Source organism: Bradyrhizobium sp. IC3123 (genome assembly GCF_020193625.1).
Classification (GTDB): domain Bacteria; phylum Pseudomonadota; class Alphaproteobacteria; order Rhizobiales; family Xanthobacteraceae; genus Bradyrhizobium; species Bradyrhizobium yuanmingense.
In genome coordinates, this window is record NZ_JADYVF010000002.1 from 816,374 (window position 1) to 837,410 (window position 21,037).

A 21,037-nucleotide genomic window follows, 5' to 3' on the forward strand; every position below is an offset into this window, starting at 1 on the left:
CTTTGCGAGGCTTGCCGACAGAATGGAGCATCACGGGACCGAATGCCATCCCGATCGCAAAGAAAAAGCCCGGCCTCCTGGGGAGGCCGGGCTAGTGATCTTACGACCTAAGCCGTAGATCAGCCGCGGGTGCGCGAGCGGATCATGAAGCTATCGTAGGTATATTCGGCAACCTGCCACCACAGATATTCGTCGGAGCGGTAGGCCTGCATGGCTTCGATCGACTTCTTGAAGTCGGCGTTCTTGCCGGAGACCTCGGCCCACAGCTCGTTGGTCGCCTTGAGGCAGGCTTCCAGCACCTCGTTGGTGAATGGACGCAGCTGGGTGCCGCCGGCGACCAGGCGCTTCAGCGCCGCCGGGTTCTGCATGTCGTAGCGCGCAGCCATCCAGCTGTTGGCATTCGCCGTCGCGTTGGTGAGGATCGCCTGGTAGTTCTTCGGCAGCGCATTGAACTTTTCCAGGTTGGCGAAGGCGTGGACGGTCGGACCGCCCTCCCAGAAGCCGGGGTAGTAGTAGTACTTGGCGACCTTGGCGAAGCCGAGCTTCTCGTCATCGTAGGGACCGACCCACTCGGCCGCGTCGATGGTGCCCTTTTCCAGCGCCGGATAGATGTCGCCGCCGGCGAGCTGCTGCGGCACCACGCCGACCTTCTGGAGCACCTGGCCGGCAATGCCGCCGATGCGCATCTTGAGGCCGGAGAGGTCGGCAACGGTCTTGATCTCCTTGCGGAACCAGCCGCCCATCTGGGTACCGGTGTTGCCGCATGGGAAGCCGATCACGTTCGACTTCTTGAAGAACTCGTTGGCGAGCTCGTTGCCGCCGCCCTGATAGAGCCACGAATTCTGCTGACGCGCGTTGAGGCCGAACGGCACCGAGGCGAAGATCGCGAAGGTCGGGTCCTTGCCGACGTAATAGTACGAGACGGTGTGGCACATATCGACCGTGCCGTTCGAGGTCGCATCGAGCGCCTGGAGGCCGGGGACGATTTCGCCGGCGGCGAACACCTGAATCTGGAATTTGTTGTCAGTCATCTCGGCGACGTACTTCGCCACCTGCTCGGCGCCGCCATAGATGGTGTCGAGCGACTTCGGGAAGCTCGAAGTCAGGCGCCACTTCACCTCGGGCGAGGACTGTGCGATCGCTGGCGAGGCCACCGCGGTCGCCGCCGCGCCTGCTGCCGACACTTTGAGAAAATCACGACGCTTCATCTTCAGGTCTCTCCTTGCTGGGGCGTTTCCCCTTGACTTCTCTTCTTGCCGCCGCTCGTTCCGGCGACGCGTTGAGGTCGCGTCGAACCGAAGGGGCTTGACTGCGGGGGGCCTTTAACACGGCCAGCCCGGTTTCGGAACGCGACAATGACATGACGGGGCTCTACGAAAGTCGCATGCCCCGGAGCCTGCCGCGGTGCCCCCCATTCAGGCCGCGGCGATGACACCCTTGAGCTCGTCCCGGACCTGGCCGGCAATGGCGCGGTAGATCGCCGCATGAGGGCCGTCCGGCTCGCTGTCGACCACGGGATTGCCGGCGTCCGAGGTGGCGCGAATCGCCATGTGCAGGGGGATCTCGCCCAGGAATGGGACGCCGAGCTTCTCGGCCTCGTGCCGCGCCCCGCCATGGCCGAAAATATCCGACTTGGTGCCGCAATGCGGACATTGGAAGTAGCTCATATTCTCGACGATGCCGAGCACGGGCACGTTGACCTTCTTGAACATGGCAAGCCCCCGCCGCGCATCGATCAGGGACAGGTCCTGCGGGGTCGAGACGATCACGGCGCCCTTGAGCGGCACGTTCTGCGCCAGCGTGAGCTGGGCATCGCCGGTGCCCGGCGGCATGTCGACGACCAGCACGTCGAGCTTGCCCCATTCGACGTCGCGCAACATCTGCGTCACCGCCGACATCACCATCGGGCCGCGCCAGATCATCGCGGTCTCCTCCTCGACCAGGAAGCCGATCGACATGATGGCGAGCCCGAAGCGCCGAAGCGGAATCATCTTGCGCTCGTCGTTCAGCTCCGGCTTGTCGCGCAGGCCCGTCAGGCGCGGCACCGAGGGGCCGTAGATATCGGCGTCGAGCAGCCCGACCTTGAGGCCGAGGTCGCGCAGGCCGAGCGCCAGATTGAGCGCCGTGGTCGACTTTCCGACGCCGCCCTTGCCGGAGGCGACCGCGATTACGGCGGCAACGCCGGGAATTTCCGATTGCCGCGCCATCGGCGACCCCCCGCCCTGGGGCGGCTTGTGGGCATGGGCCGGCTGCACGCCGGGCGTGCCGCGGCTCGGCTGCGGGGGTGGCGGCGGCGCGGAGCCCGGCTTGCGCTCGGCGGTCAGCGCCACCATGACGGTGGTGACACCGGGAATGCTGCGCACGGCGGCTTCCGCTTCGGCCCGGACGGATTCCCAGGCTCTTGCCTCGGCGGCGTCGACATTGATCGAGAAGAATACCTTGCCGTCGGAGGCGCTGATCGCGCTCAGCACATTGGCATGGGGGAGCGCGACCCCGCGGGGCGACTGGACCCTGGCGAGGCTATCGAGAACCTGTTGCTGCGTCACGCTCAAAGCGCATCTCCTGCAGTTGAGGATGCCCCATTAGAGCGGAAACGCTCAAAAGGCTACTGTCTGCCGATATCGTCCGCCTTTTCGGCCGGCGCCGCCCCCTGCTCCAGGGCAGCCTCGTAGTTCAGCTCGATCATGACCCCGTTGGGGTCGTGGACGAAGATCTGCCAGAGATCGCCACCGGGCACCTGGCGGGCCTCGAACTTGATCTTCTTTGACGCCAGCCGCTGTTTCATACCGTCAAAGCCGCGACTGGCGAAGGCGACATGGTGGACAACGCCGGAATCCGGCTTTTGTGGCTCGTCGGTCGGGGAAATGTCGACGAGGTGAACCACCGGCCTGCCCTCGCCGTACATCCAGGCGCCCGGGAAGGCGAAGTTCGGCCGCGCGCCTTTTTCCAGGCCCAGCACGTCCTCGTAGAAGCGGACGGTCTCGGCCAGATTCCGGGTCCGGATGTTGAAATGATCGAGGACGCCTACGCTCACGCCGCCCATGCTCTCGCTCCCTTGTTTTGAAGTCCTTGGGTCGCCACCCTAGCACGGCAGGCCGCCAAACGAAGCCGTTGCCCTCTGGCCTCAAGGGTTTATGGTGCGCCTCCGGTCCGCCCTCACCGCGGAACCCAGGCATCCCTCGCTTGGCAAGAACCGTAAACCCGAACTACGGACAAGGTACCACTATGGCTAAAGTCGCTTTCCTCGGTCTTGGCGTGATGGGCTTCCCCATGGCCGGACACCTCGTGAAAAAAGGGGGCCATGAGGTCACCGTCTACAACCGCACCGCGGCGAAGGCGAAGGAATGGGCGGACAAGTTCGGCGGCAAGACCGCGCCGACCCCGAAGGCCGCCGCCGAGGGTCAGGATTTCGTGATGTGCTGCGTCGGCAACGACAACGATCTGCGCGCGGTCACGATCGGCCCCGACGGCGCCTTCGCCGGCATGAAGAAGGGTGCGACCTTCGTCGACCACACCACTGCCTCCGCCGAGGTCGCCCGTGAGCTCGACGCAGCCGCGACCAAGGCCGGCTTCAAATTCGTCGACGCCCCCGTCTCCGGCGGCCAGGCCGGCGCCGAGAACGGCGTGCTGACGGTGATGTGCGGCGGCGCGCAGGACGCCTATTCCGGCGCCGAGCCGATCATCACGGGCGCCTATGCGCGGATGTGCAAGCTGCTCGGGCCCGCCGGAAGCGGCCAGCTGACCAAGATGGTCAACCAGATTTGCATCGCCGGTCTGGTGCAGGGCCTCTCCGAAGGCATCCATTTCGCCAAGAAGAGCGGCCTGGACGTCGCCGCAGTGATCGAGACCATCTCGAAAGGGGCCGCCCAGTCCTGGCAAATGGAGAACCGCTACAAGACCATGAACGAGGACAAGTACGATTTCGGCTTCGCGGTCGAATGGATGCGCAAGGACCTCTCGATCGCGCTGGCCGAAGCCCGCCGCAACGGCGCCAATCTGCCGGTGACCGCGCTCGTCGATCAGTTTTATTCCGAGGTCGAGAAGATGGGCGGCAAGCGCTGGGATACGTCGAGCCTGCTCGCACGCCTGCAACGCTGACGCTCTGTTGCGGCCTGGTTCGGCGTAGCCGGCTTTGAACGTCGTCGCGACATCCGTCGCGACGGCGTTCCGTAAAGCGCGCCGACCGAAACAATCATAGACTTCCGGGGGGAAGCCTTGCCTAACGTGATCGCCGCCGTCCTTGCTGTTGTTGCGCGCCTGTTCCCGGTCGCGCTCCTGGCCCTGCTGGCATCACCTTCGCAGGCGCTTGCCGCATCGCTCGATGGTGCCAGCATTGGCCCGCAATGGGCACTTCCATTCGCGGGGATGCTGCTCTCGATCGCCATATTTCCGCTCGCCGCGCCTCACTTCTGGGAGCATCACCAAGGCAAGATTGCCGCGATGTGGGCCACCCTGATCGCGCTGCCGCTTGCAATCTGGTACGGCCCGCTTCCAACCGTCCAAGCGCTCGTTCATACGGCGCTGCTCGAATACGTCCCGTTCATTCTGCTGCTCCTCGCTCTGTTTACCGTCGCCGGCGGAATCGTGGTGCGCGGCAATCTTCACGGCTCCCCCGTCCTGAATACGCTGCTGCTCGCTCTCGGCACTCTGATCGCGAGCGTCATCGGCACGACCGGCGCCTCAATGGTCATGATCCGACCGGTGATCCGCGCCAATGACGATCGGCGGCACAACGCGCACGTCGTGATCTTCTTCATCTTTCTGGTGTCCAACATCGGCGGTTCGCTCTCCCCCCTTGGAGATCCCCCGTTGTTTCTGGGGTTCCTGCGCGGCGTGGATTTTTTCTGGACGACGACACACCTGCTTCCCCAGACCACGTTCGCGGCCTGGATTCTGCTCGCCCTGTTCTTTTGCATCGATACTTATCTCTATCGCAAGGAAGGCCGCGTCAAACCGGACCCAACTCCGGACAATCCCTTGCGGATCAGCGGCGGCCTCAACTTCGCTTTGATGGGAGTCATCATCGCTGCGATCCTCTTGAGTGCCAAGCTCGACCTCGGCGGATTTGAAGTTCTCGGCACGCATCTCCAGGTGCAGAATCTCCTGCGCGATGCCGTGATGATCGGAGTCGTGTTCGCATCTCTCGCCGTCACCTCGAAGGAGGACCACGACGCGAACGGCTTCTCTTGGGGCCCGATGATCGAAGTGGCAAAGCTGTTTGCCGCGATCTTCATCACCATCATTCCCGTGCTCGCGATTCTCAACGCCGGCAAATCCGGCGCGTTTGCCTCCGTCGTAAACATGGTCACCAACGCAGACGGCACGCCGAACAATGCTGCATATTTCTGGTTGACCGGCCTGCTCTCATCCTTTCTCGACAATGCGCCGACCTATCTGGTCTTCTTTGAACTTGCCGGAGGCGACGCCAAGCATCTGATGACGAACGGCGCCTTGACCCTTGCCGCGATTTCCGCCGGTGCGGTGTTCATGGGCGCAAACTCCTACATCGGCAACGCGCCCAATTTCATGGTGTACGCAATTGCCCGAGCGAGTGGTGTCGCAATGCCCGGCTTCTTCGGATACATGGCCTGGACCTCCGTCCTGCTGCTGCCGGTCTTCGGGTTGGTCACGCTCGTTTTCTTCAGATGATTGAAGCGCGGGTTGATGAAAGCGGCCGCCCGAACTGCGTATGAATTAACGCTCGGTTAACGTAATTCTTTAGCTCCTTAAGTCAGCTCTTAAGGATTTCTTGCCAGAGATAGACAATGCAGAAAGCCCGCGTCCGGCGTGGGCAGGAATCCGTGTTGCTTGATGAGTAACCCCGCTGAAAAGCCCGAGGTCGTGCAGCTTCCGGCCGAGCCGGTGAGCGCGCCATCGGCGAGCAGCCGAAGGGCTGCGGCGCAGCGGGTGCGCGAGGCGCGCGACAAGTTAACGTCGACCAGTGGAACCCGGCCGGCTTTCGACGCCGAGATGCTGCGGCAATACGCCCAGACCCGGCTGTCCGCCTCCTATGTCGTGATGCTCCTGGTGGTGGCGACCGGCGTGCTGTTCGGGCTATGGATGCAGCCGATCCCGGCCGCAGCCTGGACCGCGGGCATGCTCTGCATCCACAGCGCCATGATCCGCAGCTGCCGGCGCTTCCTGACCGAGCCCGCCTCGCCGGCCGCGACACGCGCATGGCGGACGCGCTTCGTCGTGCTCGACCTGCTCTATGGCCTGTGCTGGATGGCGATCCTGATCCATCCCGTGCTCGACATGGTCACGGAAACGCTGATGATGTTCTTGATGCTGCTGGTGATCGCAGTATCGAGCATGCTCGCGGCCAATCTGCCGATCGCAGCCCTCGCCGCCACGGCGCCGGTCGCGGTTGCGATGGCGCTGAGCTTCGTGACGACCGGATCGCTGGACAATTACATCCTGGCAGCGCTGTCGCTCGCCGCCGAAGGCTATTTCGTGCTGCTGGCGCACCGCCTGCACTCCTCCACCTTCGCCACGCTGGAAGCACGTGCGGAAAAGGACGCGCTGATCGGCGAGCTGGAGCAGGCCAAGGCAATCTCGGACGAAGCGCGCCACCGCGCCGAAGCCGCCAACGTCGCCAAGTCGCGCTTCCTCGCGCAGATGAGCCACGAGCTGCGGACGCCGCTGAACGCCATCCTCGGCTTCTCAGAGGTCATGAAGAGCGAGATTTTCGGCGCGCATGCGGTACCGGTCTACAAGGAATATTCCGCCGACATCCATAATTCCGGCGTGCACCTGCTCAACCTGATCAACGAGATCCTCGATCTGTCGCGGATCGAAGCCGGCCGTTACGAGCTCAACGAGGAAGCGGTGTCCCTGGTCGGCATTGTCGCCGATTGCCATCATCTGATGAAGCTGCGTGCCTCGAGCCGCGGCATCACCATCCACGAAGTGTTCGAGCAGGCGATGCCGCGGCTCTGGGCCGACGAGCGCGCGATCCGCCAGGTCGTGCTCAACCTGCTCTCCAACTCGATCAAGTTCACCCCGCAGGGCGGCGAGATCTGGCTCAAGGCCGGCTGGACCGCCTCCGGCGGACAATATCTCTCGGTGAGGGATTCCGGCTCCGGCATTCCCGAGGACGAGATCCCGGTCGTGCTCGCCTCGTTCGGCCAGGGCTCCAATTCAATCAAGTCGGCTGAACAGGGCGCCGGCCTCGGCCTGCCGATCGCCAAGAACCTGATCGACCTGCACCGCGGCACGTTCACGTTGAAATCGAAGCTGCGCATCGGCACCGAGGTGATCGTCACATTCCCGCCGGAGCGCGTGATGAGCGCGCTTGCCCCACTCTCGGACGATTCTCCACCGCTCCAGCCGGAGAGCTCCGTCGTGCCGGACGAGAAACGCCGGCCGCGGCACAAGCCGATCATGAGTGCCGGCACAGGCTCTTAACGAGATGCTTGCAGACATGCCCGATCATCCCTCACTATGTCCGTATGAGCAAAGAAACGCCGTGCGTCGCCGTGTGCATGATCGATCCCAAGACCAAGCTGTGCTTCGGCTGCGGCCGCACCTTGCCGGAGATCGCACGCTGGCACGCCATGGAGAGCGCGGACCGGCGCGCGATCATGGCCCTCTTGCCGGAGCGCATGACGGAAGCCGGACTAGTGCGGATCGCTGGATCCCCAAAGCACGTCTGATCCGCCTGCGTGCCCTTGGAGGCGCGCGATGATCCGCTTCCTGCTCGTCCTGATCATGCTCGCCGGCACGGCAGGTGCCGTCGTCGCCTATGGCGATCCCGACCAGATCGCGCGCGCCAGCCACAAGGTCTCGCATATTTTTCGCGCACAAGCCGCCTCCCCGGCGCCGGCCGTGCAGATCCCGCGTGGCCAGGGCGGCGAATTCACGCTGCGCGCGAAGATCAACGGCGTCACTGCGCCGATGGTGATCGATACCGGCGCGACGTCGGTGGTACTGACCTGGGAAACCGCAAGGGCGATCGGGCTGCCGCTCGAGATGCTTGAATACGACGTCGATCTCGAGACCGCAGGCGGCCACACCAAGGCAGCGCGGCTCACGCTCGACCGTCTCGCCGTCGGCAAGCTGGTCGAGAAGTCGGTGCCGGCCCTCGTCGTGCAGCGCGGCCAGATGAAGACCAATCTGCTCGGCATGAGCTTCCTCGACCGGCTGGAAAGCTGGGGCGTGCGCGCCGACACGCTGATGCTGACAGGGTATCCGGAGCAGCAGCGCAGTCCCCGCCGCGCGCGCACGGCGGTCGACTAAAGCGCGATGCGATTAGGATGAATCGTCTCGCGCTTTAGGTTGTTGTTTGAACATGATCTTTTCGAAAAACCGCTGCGCACTTTTCCGGATCATGCTCCCGCTCATTTAGGCCGCCTCAGCCGGCGCGCGGGCCCCGACGCACGTGATCGCCTCGCGCAGCACGTCGAGACCGGCGCCGGGCTTCACACCCTGCTCGGCAAGATGCCGGCGGAACGCACGCGCGCCGGGCACAGCATGAAATGCGCCGACGAAATGCCGCGTGATCGCGTGCAGCCGCGTGCCGTGCGCGAGCTGCTCTTCGATGTAGGGCATCATCGCCTCGAGCGCGTCCTGCATGGTGGCGTGCGGCGCCGGCCCTCCAAAGATTTCGTGGTCGACCGCGAGCAGCCGCCACGGCTCCTGATAGGCGGCGCGGCCGAGCATCACGCCGTCGACATGGGCAAGATGCGCCTTTGCCTCGTCAATGCTCCGAACGCCGCCATTGATGATGACGGGCACATCGGGCATCGCGCGCTTGAGCCGGTAGACGCGATCATAGTCGAGCGGCGGGATATCGCGGTTCTCCTTCGGCGACAAGCCGTTGAGCCAGGCCTTGCGGGCGTGCACGATCAACGCATCGCTGCCCGCGGCGACCACCGCACGCGCGAGCGCATCGAGCGCGACCTCCGGATCCTGATCATCGATGCCGATGCGGCACTTCACCGTGACGGGAACGGCGACCACGCGCTTCATCGCGTCGACGCACCTCGCCACCAGCTCCGGCTCGGCCATTAGACAGGCGCCGAAACGGCCATCCTTCACACGATCGGACGGGCAGCCGACATTGAGATTGATCTCGTCATAACCGAAGTCCTCGCCGATCCGTGCCGCCGCCGCGAGCTCGCGCGGATCCGATCCGCCGAGCTGAAGCGCCACGGGGTGCTCGACCGCGTCGAACCCAAGCAGCCGCACCCGGTCGCCGTGAATGATCGCGCCGGTCGTCAGCATCTCGGTATAGAGCAATCCCCGCCGCGTCAGGTGACGGTGGAACACCCGGCAATGCCGGTCGGTCCAATCCATCATGGGGGCCACGGAAAAGCGATGAGACAACATATGGATCATATAGACTTTCGAGCCCCCGACGGGAATAGCGGATTTCATGACCGTGCCGGGCCCGATGGCACGCTCTGCGAGCCAATCGGCGCGGGGAAGGCCGGCGCCAGACCAGACGGCAAGCGGTTCGCGGCAGCACGGCGCGGCGCCGCGCTCGAACGCGTACACGTCGAACGCGACCAGCCCGCTGCCAGCGAGTAGCGCGCAAGAGCATGCTCACTCACGTGGGCCGTCGGAAGATTTGCCTTGATCTCCCGGTACACATGTCGTGGACACGCCCCCTAACCAACATGAGAGATCGAAAGCGAAATCAAGCGCGCTATTGCAGCGCAGGCTGCTCCAATCACGTCGCCATGCAGCAAATCTGTGCAGCGTGGTTGCGCCTGATCAGATCAGGCTTCGCCAGTCGGCCGTCCTTACCCCGCTTGTAGCGGGCCGCGAGGATTGGCGTACGCCGCGGCGCTACACCAAGCTCAAGCAGCAGCTCGCCCGCGAGCACTCGGGCGAGCTCGCTGGCTTCGACAGGGAGCGCCGGTCCAATGCACAAGCTCGTGAGACAGCGTCTGAAAACAATCGACCTGCTTTGCGCCCACGCATGTACCGCCTTAGCCACCAGCCGCCCGCGTGAAACGCGAGGGCAACGCCGATAAGGGGAGAGAACGAACGTTTCCTTTCCGAACGGAAGAACGTCGGAACGCAAAGCGGCAGATGACGCTATCGAGACTCTCATTCGCGTCGCGCATGCGGTGTCCGTGAAAGGCCATCCAGTTCTCGATGCGACGCATGCCTGAACGTCCCAAGCCCGGCTGCGCCAGGAGCTCGGCCTTGGTGTGAAGCGACGCAATCTCGAGGAGGTAGTGCATGCGCGTCACGGGCTCTCTGCCAACCAACGCCGCAAGCGGACTGTGAACCAGAATGCCTGCAATTCGCTCAGGGAGAAGGCTTTGCCCCTGCTTGGGAACGAGAGCTTTCCTCACGGTCAATTCCAGCTAGACTTTCAGAAATTCCAAGATCGTTCTAAGAACTCCTCTAGCAAAGCCAATCGGCGTTGTCTCACACGTACACGCTGCGGTTGATCTCGATTAGACAGGTTCTAGATCGGGGAACCCCAAAGCGACAGCGGAACACGCCTGCAGGGTGACCGCGAGAACGCCGGCTATTGTGTAATGAGAACGGGACGATTCGTGATGCGTTTCAATCTCCATCCGCGCAAGGCTTTTGGAGCTGCGATCTCTCCCGGATCGTGTTCTAGGCGATGAGTTCCCGGCGCGAGATTGTCGAGAGCAGAGACTCCGCAATCTCCTGCGACCGCACGGCAATCACCGAAAGCAGCGTGTCGCTCAGACCGTGAGAGGATTCCGAATAGCCCTGGAGGTGGATCTGCGGCCGGAACGCCGGATTGATCACGAGCCGGTAGTTGCGATCCAGCGCCGCATCGCGAATGTAGCGGCGGATCGGTTCGAGAAACCCGTGCGGCGTCTCCCTGTCGTATCCCGTCGCCAGCACGACCACGTCATAAGTCGAACGACGGTTTTCGCCGCGGAACTTGTCAATCACGCCGATCTCGATGCCGTCCGGTCCCGCATCCACATTGGAAATCTCGCTGCGGGGACGCAACATGACCCTTGTGTCGCCACCGACGCGCTGCTGGTAGAGCAGCCGATAAAGCTGGTCCAGCAGGTCGGCATCGACGACGGCGTAGTTGGTGTTCCGGAAGTTGCGGACGATCGCATCCCGCCGCTCGGCAGGCTGCGCGTAGACGAAGTCCGTATAGTCGGGGTTGAAGATCTCGTTGACGAAGGGACTGCTGTCGGACGGCTTGAGAGCATGGCCGCGGAAGATCAGATCGATATGCGCTTCGGGACATCGGCCATGAAGATCGACCGTTACCTCGGTCGCGCTCTGTCCGCCACCGACGACGGCCACACGCACGGACCGGCCGCGCGGGACAACGCGCTCGATCAGGTCGAGATAGCGGCTGGAATGCAGCAGCCTGCGATCGTCGGTAGCCTTGGCAAACACCTGCGGAACATAGGGCTGGCCTCCAACCGCGACCACGAGATTTCGCGCCAGCCGCACGGTCTCCCCGCCGGCGAGCGAGCGCGAATGCACCCGCAACGACGTCACCGTCTGCCCGGCCGTCACCGGCTCGACGGCGACGATGGTCTCGCCGTAAGCGGCCTGCGACTTGAAATGGCTCGCCACCCACTGCAGGTAATCGTTGAACTCGACCCTGCTCGGATAGAACGTCCGGCAGTTGATGAAATCCAGTAGGCGGCCGCGCTTATGCAGGTAGTTCACGAAGGTGAAGGGACTGGTCGGATCGCGCAAGGAGACCAGATCTTTGAGAAACGATATCTGCATGTCGCTGCCCGGAAGCAGCATGCCGCCATGCCAGGTGAAGTGCGGCTGCTTCTCCACGAACAGCGGCGTGCATTTCAGCCGTGATCGCTTCGCGCATTCGTCCAATGCGATGGCGAGCGCGAGATTGGAAGGCCCGAATCCGACGCCAATGACGTCGTGCTCGATCGCAAGTTGATGGGACATGAAGCCGCGCTCCGCTTGCGCTTTAAGACGAGACCGTTGGGCCGGCGGCTGCCGGAAGCCAAAGCCGATCGCCGAAGAAGCGCTCGCGCAACAGCATGACCAGGGTCGCGCGCTTATGGGGAAAGTCGAAATTCTTGATCTTCGCAAACCCCGAGCGCTCGAGATTGCGAAGCTGCTGGGAGTGCGCGGCCGCCGGCTCCCCGACGATCCGCTGCGTGCGGCAATCGTCGAGAAACATGTAGTGCATCAGAGACGGCAGCCACGCGCTGATGTAACGACCGCCGCGAAAAGCGTCCTCGCCCACGATCACGTGCCATCCCCGGTCATAGTCGTCGGCATCATAGAACGGCGCAATGCGATTTTCCTTGGCCCAATAGAGCTCGAAATAGCCGAACGGCTGCTCGCCGAAGCAGCCGATCAACGGCAGCATATGAGGATCGGCCAGAATGCCGGCCAGATATCGCCGATGCTTGTCGAGATCGCCCGCCTCGTTCCAGAATGCATCGACGCGAGGATCGTTCATCCAGCGGTGCAACAAATGGAGGTCATTCTCGAGATCGGCCACGCGAAACGAGATGACCTCCGACAGCCAGGGAATGAAACGACCGTACACCTTTCCCGCCGGCTTTGCGGCGCGGCGCGGATGGCGCTTGCCGTCCGTCATGACGTGGAGTTGCGGCAATGGCGGTCGCCCGGGGTTGACCAGCCAGTTGTCCCGCCGCTGCATCACCAGTTCGGGCAGCAGCACCAGTCGCCCCTCGGACATGATGGCAAGACCACTCTCGGTCAGCTCTCGTGCAAGCGGCGCTCTTCCAGCGAAGTCCAGAACGAGCCGATCGGCGCCAGGTCGCCAGGCAAACAGCGCCTCGGCCGACGCCGATACAGCCTGTGCCGCAACCTCGCAGTCATCCGAGGCATTCAGGATCTCGATGTGATCGACGCGCTCGCGCAGGCGCAGTTCCAACGCGGTCACATCGGCGGCGACGACGCGAAGGCGATCGCCCTCCTGGAAAACGGTCTGAGCGGAATATGGGCCGACCGGGAACGCACGAGGTCCGGTCCCGGAATCCGAAGCCTTGTTCATCCGGCCCTCGCATCTCGATCATCGCTGAGGCGTGGTGTAGATCACTCGCCTACAGGCTGACAAGGAATGCACGCACACGTAGATTAGATTCTCTACAAATCTGACGGCCTGTCGCAAAACGGGATCGCATGCTGTCGTTGCATGTGACAAAGAGCACTCGCTTCGTCACAATAGCTCTAAAGCGGCGCGTCAATTGGAACCGCGGAAACGCTCGCGACGTTATCTGCTTTCGTCTCGCTTCCGACGATCTTGCCGTCGCGCAGCCGCACCAGATGATCCGCAATCCCGAAATAGCGGTCATCGTGCGAAATCACGATGATGGTCTTTCCGAGACGCTTCAGATCGGGCAGCAGCTCCGTATAGAAGATGTGCCGGAACGCCGGATCCTGATCTGCGGCCCATTCGTCGAACACGAGCACGGGTCTTTCCTCGAGCCATGCATTCATCAGCGCCAATCGCTTGCGCTGTCCGGTCGACAGGTCCGTCGTCGTGAACACGCCGTTCTCGACCGAGACCTTGTGCGCGACCTCCAGCCGCTGGAGATAGCGTTCCGCCACATCAGGAACCACGCCCTCTCCACGAATGAGATCCTCAAACAGATAATAGTCGGAGAAGATGGTCGTGAAGAGCTGGCGGTAATCGTCGCGTGTCTCCGTCAGGACCGGCGAACCGTCGCGCAGCACGGCGCCGCCATGCGGAGCATAAAGGCCCAGCAACAACTTGATCAGGGTCGTCTTTCCACTGCCGTTCTGCCCCACGATGAAGACGATGTCGCCTTGCCGAACGAACAGATCAACCGGCCCGAGGACAAAGGGATCGCTGCCCGGCACGGCGCGAAAAGCATAGGTTACGCCGCGGAGCTCGATGGATTCGATGGCGGTCTTGCCGGGTGCAGCGGGCGCACTGGCCAGCAGATCGTGCTCGGGGCTCGAGAACTGCCCCGAGAGCTCCGCAATGCGGCGCATCGCGACCTGGGCGCGACCGAGCGCCGGCAGGATGCCGATGACCTGATCAATAGGCCCGCGCATAAAGAGCAGCACCAGCACGAACCCGCTGGACACCGCAGCGGGACTGTCGGGCCACAGGAACGGTCGCAAGGTCAGCGCCACGCCGATCACGACGAAGAACAGCATCGTCCCGAACGCCCGCGCCGTCACGAACAGATTGATCGACCTGATCTGCACCGAGCTGATCCGGTCGACGGTCTGCTGGAGCTGCTCGACATAGACGCGGCGACGGCGCACGCGATTAAGGCGCAGCTCCTTGGCACCTTCGGCGATCGCGCGATACTGCTTGTGCAGCTGATCTTCGGCCTCTCGCGCGGTGCTGAAGCCGCGAACGCCGCGCGTCCTCGCATATCCATGCGCCAGCGATCCCAGCACGATGACGACTCCCGTGATCAGGAAAAGCTGCCAAGACAGCACCGCCAGGTAAACCATGCAGCCGAGCGCGATCACGAGCGACACGAAAAAGGACGAAAAGAAGAACGCGAAATCGCTGATCGTGTCGACGTCCTGCGTGAGAACCGGGATCAGGCGATGCGTCCGGTAGATTTCGAGCTGATCGATCGGCGCAGCCAGGATTTTGGCGGCGAGCGACTTACGAAGCTCGGCGATGATCCGCTGTCCGACAAAATTGGCGCTGATGTCGGCGCCAATGGAACCGATCAGGATCAGAAGGCACAGGCCAGCGAAGGCGAAAAACAGCGTTACCACGTCGGCCTGCGTGGCATAAAGCCCATGATTCACGACCGCGAGCAACGCCGCGACGGAGGCACCGCCGACCACTCCGAGAACGCTGCCGCCGAGCACGAGTGGCCAGTAGGGCCGCAGGAGCTGCAGGATCTGCGTCGTCAGGCCGCTTCGTGAGTTCATGATGAGAGCCGCGCTGGAGGAGACCTGAAGCGAACCTATATGGCCGGACAAGCCGTGCCGAAGTGATGCGAATACATGATGGCAGCACCGCAACTCCAGCGGTTATTTTCGCTGCTCTTTCGATGGATTCTAATTTGGGATCGGCAATGCCTTTAATATGATGCGGGTAGTATCGCTTTTGCATCGCAGCCGGCGAGCGAGCAGGATTTTTGATCCAGAGCCGTGCCAGGCCGCGACATCCGGACATTTGAAGCGCTTGCAGGCTGGCATCGGACAGGCCGGTGGAGAATGAGTTTGGACTTGCTGATCTCCGAAACCCGCATCGCGCTTCCCGACGCCGCCGGCCTCGCCGCGCGGATGATCGATCATCTGGCCGAGCATGACATCGCCTTCGAGGACCGGGACGGTCTCATGGTGGCGAAACTGCCGTTCGGCATCAGTTCCCTCGCCGTCGAGGCCGAAGCGCTCAAGATCCGCGTCGAGGCCAACGACAAGGGCAATCTGGAAATGCTGCGCTCGGTCGTCGCCTCGCATGTGATCGAGTTCGCGGGCGACATTGCCCCAACCATCATTTGGTCCGGTCATGAATCCAACGGCGGCACGCTGGCCAATTTCCGTGAAGTGCGGCTGAAGGCCGCGATCACCCTGACGCCGCACATGCGGCGGCTGACCTTCACGGGCGACGATATCGCCCGTTTCGTGAATGACGACGATCTGCACGTGCGGCTGTACTTCCCGCCCGAGGGCCTCGCCAAGCCCGAATGGCCGTGGCCCGCGCCCGACGGACGTATCCTGTGGCCGGAGCCCGATCGCAGGCCCGTCACCCGTTATTACACGATCCGCCGCATCGACTTGCAGAGCCGCGAGATCGACATCGATTTCGTGGTCCATGATCATGCCGGGCCGGGCTCGACGTTCGCGGTGAACGCGACGGCCGGTGCCATCTGCGGCATGGCCGGCCCGCTCGGCCGGGGCATTCGTCCGGCGCGCTGGGTGCTGCTGGCGGGCGACGAAACCGCCCTGCCCGCCATCGCGCGAATTCTGGAGACGCTGCCGGCGACGGCGACGGGTGAGGCCTTTATCGAGGTCGCAGATCGGCGCGAGGAAGTTCCGCTGGTCGCCCCGGCCGGGGTAGCAATCCGCTGGTTGCATCGCGAGGGCCGTCCAGCCGGGACGACGCAGCTCCTGGTCGACGCCGTCAAGGCGGTGCGATGGCCGGACCATCGGGACGTCTTCGCCTGGATCGCGTGTGAGGCGCAGGCGCTGAAGACCCTGCGCAACCATCTGCGCGATGAGCGAAAGCTTTCCCGTGACCAGCTTCTGGCCGTCGCCTATTGGAGCCTACGCCAACCATGACGATCCAACACGCGCAGACGAGCGAAAGGACGCTCGCCTTGCCCGACGTCACGCAGGCCTCACTGGAAGCGCCCGCCCCCTTGTTCCAGCTCGACAAGGTCGGCTTCGCGGTGGCCGGGCGCGCGCTGCTCGAACCGCTGACGCTATCCCTTCCCGCACGCAGCGTCGTCGGGCTGATCGGCCATAATGGCTCCGGCAAATCGACCTTGCTGAAATTATTGTCACGCCAGCAGCCGAGCTCGTCGGGAACGATCCGTTTCGAAGGCCGCGCACTGCGCGCCTGGAGCGATCGGGACTATGCCCGCAAGGTCGCCTACCTGCCGCAGCAGACGCCGCCCGCTGCCGGCATGCTGGTCAAGGAGCTGGTCGCACTCGGTCGCTATCCCTGGCACGGCGCGCTCGGACGGTTCGGTGACATCGACCGCGAGAAGGTCGCAAACGCCATGGCGTTGACCCATATCGAACCCTTTGCGGATCGCCTGGTCGATACGTTGTCCGGCGGCGAGCGCCAGCGGGCGTGGATCGCCATGCTGGTTGCGCAGGATGCCGAGTGCCTGCTGCTCGACGAGCCGACCTCGGCGCTCGACATCGCTCATCAGATCGAAGTGCTGTCGCTGGTCAGGCAGCTCGCCCGCGAGCGCAATCTCGGCGTGGTCGTGGTGCTCCACGACGTCAACATGGCCGCCCGCTTCTGCGACGAGATCATCGCGCTGCATTCCGGGAAGCTGATCGCGCGCGGCACACCGGACAAGATCATGACGCCGGCCGAGCTCGAAACCATCTACGGCATCCCCATGGGCGTGATGCCGTCGCCGGACCATGGCCATCTCATCAGCTTCGCGCGGTGAGCGCCGTCAACCGCGCTGCGGGCGCAGCAGCCAGATAAGATAGGGTCCAGCAAGCATCATGGCGAAGATGCCGGCGGGCATCTGGAACGGGAAGATCACCATGCGTCCGGCCCAATCCGCCGTGACCATCAGGATCGCCCCGATCAACGCGGCCAGCGCCGCCTGATGCAGCGCGCGCTGCGCCCCCATCATCCGTGCCATATGTGGCGCGATGAAGCCGACCAGGCTCAGAAGACCAACCATCAGCGTGGCCGTCGCCGTCAGCAACGCCGTCAGCAGCATGATGATGACGCGGCTCCGCGTCAGCGAGATGCCGATCGAACGCGAGGTCGCAGATCCCAGCGGCAGGATATCAAGCCAGCGGGACAGCATTGGCACCATGATCAGCAGAACGAGCGCCGCGGCGGCGAGGATTGCGGCCTCGGCCGGGCCGATCTGGTAGAGCGAGCCTGTCAGCAGCGACAGCAGCGTGCCGATGCGGGGATCGCCGGTCGCCAGCGCCATGGCAATGATCGCACCGAATGCCGCGCTCATGGCGACGCCTGCCAGCAGCACGCGCTCCGGACTGAACTCGGACCGCCGGCTGAACAGCAGCACCAGCGCCAGCACAATGAAGGCGCCGATCCCGGCCGCTGCAATCTGCTCCAGCCGGGTGTGGGCGGGAAAGAGATAGAGCAGAACGATCACGCCCATCGCGGCGCCATAGCTGATGCCCATGACCTCCGGCGCGGCCATCGGGTTTCCGGTCATCCGCTGCAGCAGCGTGCCGGCGACCGCCAGCGTCGCGCCAGCTGCCAGCGCCGACACCACGCGCGGCCAGCGCCACGGCCAGAATTCCTGCAAGCCCGACAGGCCGCTCCAGCGCCAGCCGTCGGAGCCGACCCCGAGGCCGAGTGCGATCCAGACGGCAAGCAGCAGCAAGACGAACGCGAACAGGATCACGCGCCAGGGATGATCGAGCCGCGCCGGAACGGATGGCGTGAGGTTTCCCATCGGCATGGCGGCCCGCAGCCGCGGCAGCAGCACGAGCAACATTGGCGCGCCGATCAGGGCCGTCACCGCACCGGCCGGCATTTCGCGATAGCCGGGCGGGATCAGAAGCACGAGCTGATCCGTCAGCCACAGCAGCAGGGCGCCGCAAAGTGGCGCCCAGATCAGCCGGTCGCGAAAGCGGCGCGCGCCTGACAGCATGACGATGGCCGGCGCGGACAAACCGACAAATCCCATGACGCCGACCACGCTGACGACCGACGCGCTGAGCGCGATCGCGATGACGAGCGCGAAGACCCGGGCCCTCGTCAATCCGAGGCCGAGATTGCGCGCGGTCTCGTCGTCGAAGCCGAGCAGGGTCAGCGGACGAACCATCGCCGCGATCAGCACGATCGAAATCAGCAGCCGCGGCGCCAGGAAGGCGACGTTGCTCCAATCCTGCTGATTGAGGAAGCCGGCGCCCCAGATGAACAGACCGATCAGATATTCGTGGTTGAGCAGCACCAGCGCCTGGGTGGTCACCGCGCAGTAGTAGCTGACGATCAATCCAGCGAGCACCAGGACGACGGGCGACAGCGCACGCTTCCAGGTCAGCCCGAACACGCACAGGAACGCAGCGAACCCGCCGCACAGCGCAATCCACTCGCGGCCGAAGGCCAGCAGCGACGGCGCCCACAGGGTCGTCACGGCCAGCGCAAGATAGGCGCCGTTCAGGACGCCGATGGTGCTCGGCTCCGCAAGCGGATTGCGCAACACCTGCTGAGAGACCGTGCCGGCAAGACCGAGGGCTGCGCCGGCCAGCAGCGCCACTGCGATGCGCGGAAAAACGGTGTAGTGCACGAGCATCTGTTGGGGATCGGTGACCTCGGGCCGCCACAGCACCGGCAGCCAGGCGCCTGCGGGCAGATATCCGGACAGGTTGCGCCAGGTCAGCGCGGCCGCGGCTGCCAGCAGCAAGCCGATCAGCACCGCCGGATGCATCTCCAAGCCGGACCGGGCCGGCAGTGCCTCAACCTTGCTCATGGCTTTCCCGCGGCAGACGTTCGGCGAGAAGGCGGGCGAAACGTTCGGCCGCCGGCACGCCGCCATAGAAAAATTGATTACCCAGGACCGTCAGCCGATGCGACCGAAGAGACGGCAGGGTTTGAAGCACAGGGCTTGCTTTCAGCAGCGCTTCGACATCGGCGACCCGCGAGGTCATCAACACCAGCCGCGCGTCCGGAACCGCGGCGAGCACTTCGAGCCCAACACTGGTATGGCCCCATGGGCCGCTCTGTCCCGTCCAGGCATTCCTCAATCCGCACTGATCGAGCACCTCCTGATAGAGGCTGTTCGGACCGAACACGAGCGCGCGGTTGCGCGAGATCTCGCTGACGAGATAGAGCGGCTTGCCGCCGCGACCCCGGAGCCGCTCACGATAGCCGGCCATGGCGACGTCGAAACGGGCGAAATAGGCTTCGCACGCCGACTGCACCCCGAGGCGTTTGGCAAGCTCCAACGTCGAATGGCGCGCCGTGTCGAGAGGATGCCCGCCGGGTCTGAAGATCGTGAACGTTTCGACCGGCGCGATCAGCTTGAGCCGGGGGACGGCGGCCGCAATGCTGGGATCGATGACGATGATGTCGGGCGCGAAGCTCTGCAGCAGTTCGAGATTTGGCTCCGAACGCAGACCGATTTCCTGAACCGCGGACGGAACGGGCGGCTCGACGACGAGCCGGCCATAGCGCTCGATCTCCGGAATCACCAGCGGCACGACGCCGAGCGCCAGGATCGTCTGGGCACAGGCCCAGCCGAGCGCGGCGACCCGGGGCCCGGATTGCGATCCAGCGGTTTGGGCAAACGCCATGGGCCATGGACCCGCAAGGGCCGTGCCTCCGATCGCTGCGCCCGCGCCGAGGAGCGCACGGCGGGACAGCCTATGGTCTGGAATAGAGGTGCTCATGGGATCCGTTCAGGCGCCTCTCGCAAAGAGGCCGCGAGAGATGATGATCATGACATACTTTGGCTCACGCTGCATTCCATGTCAGGCCCCGTTTTCGCCAGCGGCGAGAAAGGCCTTGGCCAGCGCCCGCCCGATCGCCGCCCTCGCCTGCAAGGCATCGGCCACGACATTCCCCATGCGCAGGAATTCATGGATCATGCCGGGATAAACGTGCAGATCGACGGGAACACCGGCCGCCGCCAAGCGGGCTGCATAATCGTTTCCCTCGTCCACCAGCGGATCGAACTCGGCGAGGACGATGCATGCGGGAGCGAGGCCCGACAAATCATCCGCTGCGAGCGGCGCGAAACGCCAATCGTCGCGATCGGACTCGTCGCGGAGATATTGCCGGAAGAACCAATCGACGGTGCTACGCTCCAGGAGATGGCCGGTACCGTAGCGCTCGTAGGATGCGGAGCTTTGTCGAGAGCTGAGACCGGGATAAGCGAGAATCTGAAGCACCGGCTGCGGAAGGCCCCTGTTTGTCCTCGCCTCGATCGCGAGCGCGGCCGCAAGCGTTCCGCCGGCGCTGTCGCCGCCGACGGCGACCCGGCGCGGATCGAGGCCGATCGCGCGGCCCTCGAGGCCGATCCAGGCTAGCGCGTCGACCGCATCCTCGAAAGCGGTCGGAAACTTGTGCTCCGGTGCGAGCCTGTAGCCGACCGAGAGCACGGCCGCACCGCTGTCCTTGGCGAGGCCGCGGCACAATGGCTGATGCGAATCGAGGCTGCCGACGACGAAGCCGCCGCCGTGCATGTAAAGAAGAACCGGAATGGGAGTGCGTTCGCTCGGTTGCGCGCTCGCATAGAGCCGCGCCTCGATGATCGCGCCATCCCGCACCGGCAGCGACAAACGCCGCTCGTAGGCGAGCGCCGGCGGATCGACGTCGAGCAGCGGCGAGGACGCATCGAAATCGGCCCGCGCCTGCGCAGCAGTCAATTGCGGAAACGGAACGCGCGCGCCGCTTTCGGTGCCGGCCTGCACCATCTCGAGCAATGCCGCGATATCTGGATCAAGACTCAAAGAC

Annotated in this window: 17 protein-coding genes; 7 read left to right on the top strand and 10 right to left on the bottom strand. The window is 64.1% G+C overall.

Annotation, left to right across the window (positions count from 1 at the left end; translation table 11 throughout):
* Positions 1–119: 119 nt before the first annotated feature.
* From I6F20_RS09460 to I6F20_RS09470, 3 genes are all read right to left on the bottom strand, one after another.
* A complete protein-coding gene (locus tag I6F20_RS09460; protein WP_225125873.1) occupies positions 120–1,208 on the bottom strand; it encodes a TRAP transporter substrate-binding protein in 1,089 nt (362 codons plus the stop codon).
* A gap of 207 nt (positions 1,209–1,415) precedes the next feature.
* On the bottom strand, positions 1,416–2,552 hold the full coding sequence (locus I6F20_RS09465; protein ID WP_225125876.1) for an Mrp/NBP35 family ATP-binding protein: 1,137 nt from the start codon (positions 2,550–2,552) through the stop codon (positions 1,416–1,418).
* Between the two features lie 53 nt (positions 2,553–2,605).
* Complete coding sequence (locus tag I6F20_RS09470; RefSeq protein ID WP_225125878.1) at positions 2,606–3,043, bottom strand: VOC family protein; 438 nt, start codon at positions 3,041–3,043, stop codon at positions 2,606–2,608.
* 182 nt (positions 3,044–3,225) lie between these two features.
* Between I6F20_RS09470 and I6F20_RS09475 the strand changes: the two genes are divergently transcribed.
* The 5 genes from I6F20_RS09475 (at position 3,226) to I6F20_RS09495 (ending at position 8,238) form a co-directional block, all read left to right on the top strand.
* Positions 3,226–4,098, top strand: coding sequence for an NAD(P)-dependent oxidoreductase (locus tag I6F20_RS09475; protein WP_036001597.1), 873 nt, complete (start codon positions 3,226–3,228; stop codon positions 4,096–4,098).
* A 117-nt stretch (positions 4,099–4,215) separates the two neighbouring features.
* Positions 4,216–5,649, top strand: coding sequence for a sodium:proton antiporter (locus I6F20_RS09480; RefSeq protein ID WP_249786397.1), 1,434 nt, complete (start codon positions 4,216–4,218; stop codon positions 5,647–5,649).
* A gap of 162 nt (positions 5,650–5,811) precedes the next feature.
* Complete coding sequence (locus I6F20_RS09485; protein ID WP_225125879.1) at positions 5,812–7,407, top strand: sensor histidine kinase; 1,596 nt, start codon at positions 5,812–5,814, stop codon at positions 7,405–7,407.
* A 44-nt stretch (positions 7,408–7,451) separates the two neighbouring features.
* Positions 7,452–7,655: a DUF1289 domain-containing protein gene (locus I6F20_RS09490; protein WP_036001604.1), complete on the top strand. Its 204-nt coding sequence runs from the start codon at positions 7,452–7,454 to the stop codon at positions 7,653–7,655.
* 28 nt (positions 7,656–7,683) lie between these two features.
* Positions 7,684–8,238 carry a TIGR02281 family clan AA aspartic protease gene (locus I6F20_RS09495; protein ID WP_036001607.1) on the top strand — a complete coding sequence of 185 codons (555 nt, stop codon included), beginning with the start codon at positions 7,684–7,686 and terminating at the stop codon, positions 8,236–8,238.
* 105 nt (positions 8,239–8,343) lie between these two features.
* Here the strand turns inward: I6F20_RS09495 and dusA are convergent, their stop codons facing one another.
* The 4 genes from dusA to I6F20_RS09515 form a co-directional block, all read right to left on the bottom strand.
* A complete protein-coding gene (gene dusA / locus I6F20_RS09500) occupies positions 8,344–9,330 on the bottom strand; it encodes a tRNA dihydrouridine(20/20a) synthase DusA (protein ID WP_225126024.1) in 987 nt (328 codons plus the stop codon).
* Positions 9,331–10,578: 1,248 nt separating this feature from the next.
* Positions 10,579–11,877: a lysine N(6)-hydroxylase/L-ornithine N(5)-oxygenase family protein gene (locus tag I6F20_RS09505; protein WP_036001610.1), complete on the bottom strand. Its 1,299-nt coding sequence runs from the start codon at positions 11,875–11,877 to the stop codon at positions 10,579–10,581.
* A 22-nt stretch (positions 11,878–11,899) separates the two neighbouring features.
* Positions 11,900–12,961, bottom strand: a complete 1,062-nt coding sequence (locus tag I6F20_RS09510; protein ID WP_225125880.1) for a GNAT family N-acetyltransferase — start codon at positions 12,959–12,961, stop codon at positions 11,900–11,902.
* Positions 12,962–13,137: 176 nt separating this feature from the next.
* Positions 13,138–14,835: a cyclic peptide export ABC transporter gene (locus tag I6F20_RS09515; RefSeq protein ID WP_225125881.1), complete on the bottom strand. Its 1,698-nt coding sequence runs from the start codon at positions 14,833–14,835 to the stop codon at positions 13,138–13,140.
* Positions 14,836–15,129: 294 nt separating this feature from the next.
* Here I6F20_RS09515 and I6F20_RS09520 point away from each other — a divergent pair, with 294 nt between their 5' ends.
* Positions 15,130–16,191, top strand: coding sequence for a siderophore-interacting protein (locus tag I6F20_RS09520; protein WP_225125882.1), 1,062 nt, complete (start codon positions 15,130–15,132; stop codon positions 16,189–16,191).
* Positions 16,188–17,039 (top strand): ATP-binding cassette domain-containing protein, encoded by an 852-nt coding sequence (locus I6F20_RS09525; protein WP_225125883.1) that lies wholly within the window; start codon positions 16,188–16,190, stop codon positions 17,037–17,039. The genes I6F20_RS09520 and I6F20_RS09525 overlap by 4 nt, the downstream gene beginning before the upstream one ends.
* 6 nt (positions 17,040–17,045) lie before the next feature.
* On the opposite strand, the gene fhuB is transcribed toward I6F20_RS09525, so the two are convergent.
* The 3 genes from fhuB to I6F20_RS09540 all read right to left on the bottom strand — a co-directional run bounded on the left by fhuB (position 17,046) and on the right by I6F20_RS09540 (position 21,033).
* Positions 17,046–19,052 carry a Fe(3+)-hydroxamate ABC transporter permease FhuB gene (fhuB, locus tag I6F20_RS09530; RefSeq protein WP_225125884.1) on the bottom strand — a complete coding sequence of 669 codons (2,007 nt, stop codon included), beginning with the start codon at positions 19,050–19,052 and terminating at the stop codon, positions 17,046–17,048.
* On the bottom strand, positions 19,039–19,971 hold the full coding sequence (locus tag I6F20_RS09535; protein WP_225171351.1) for an ABC transporter substrate-binding protein: 933 nt from the start codon (positions 19,969–19,971) through the stop codon (positions 19,039–19,041). The genes fhuB and I6F20_RS09535 overlap by 14 nt, the downstream gene beginning before the upstream one ends.
* Before the next feature lie 81 nt (positions 19,972–20,052).
* Entirely contained in the window at positions 20,053–21,033 is a 981-nt protein-coding gene (locus tag I6F20_RS09540) for an alpha/beta hydrolase (RefSeq protein ID WP_225125886.1), read from the bottom strand.
* Positions 21,034–21,037 lie beyond the last annotated feature (4 nt).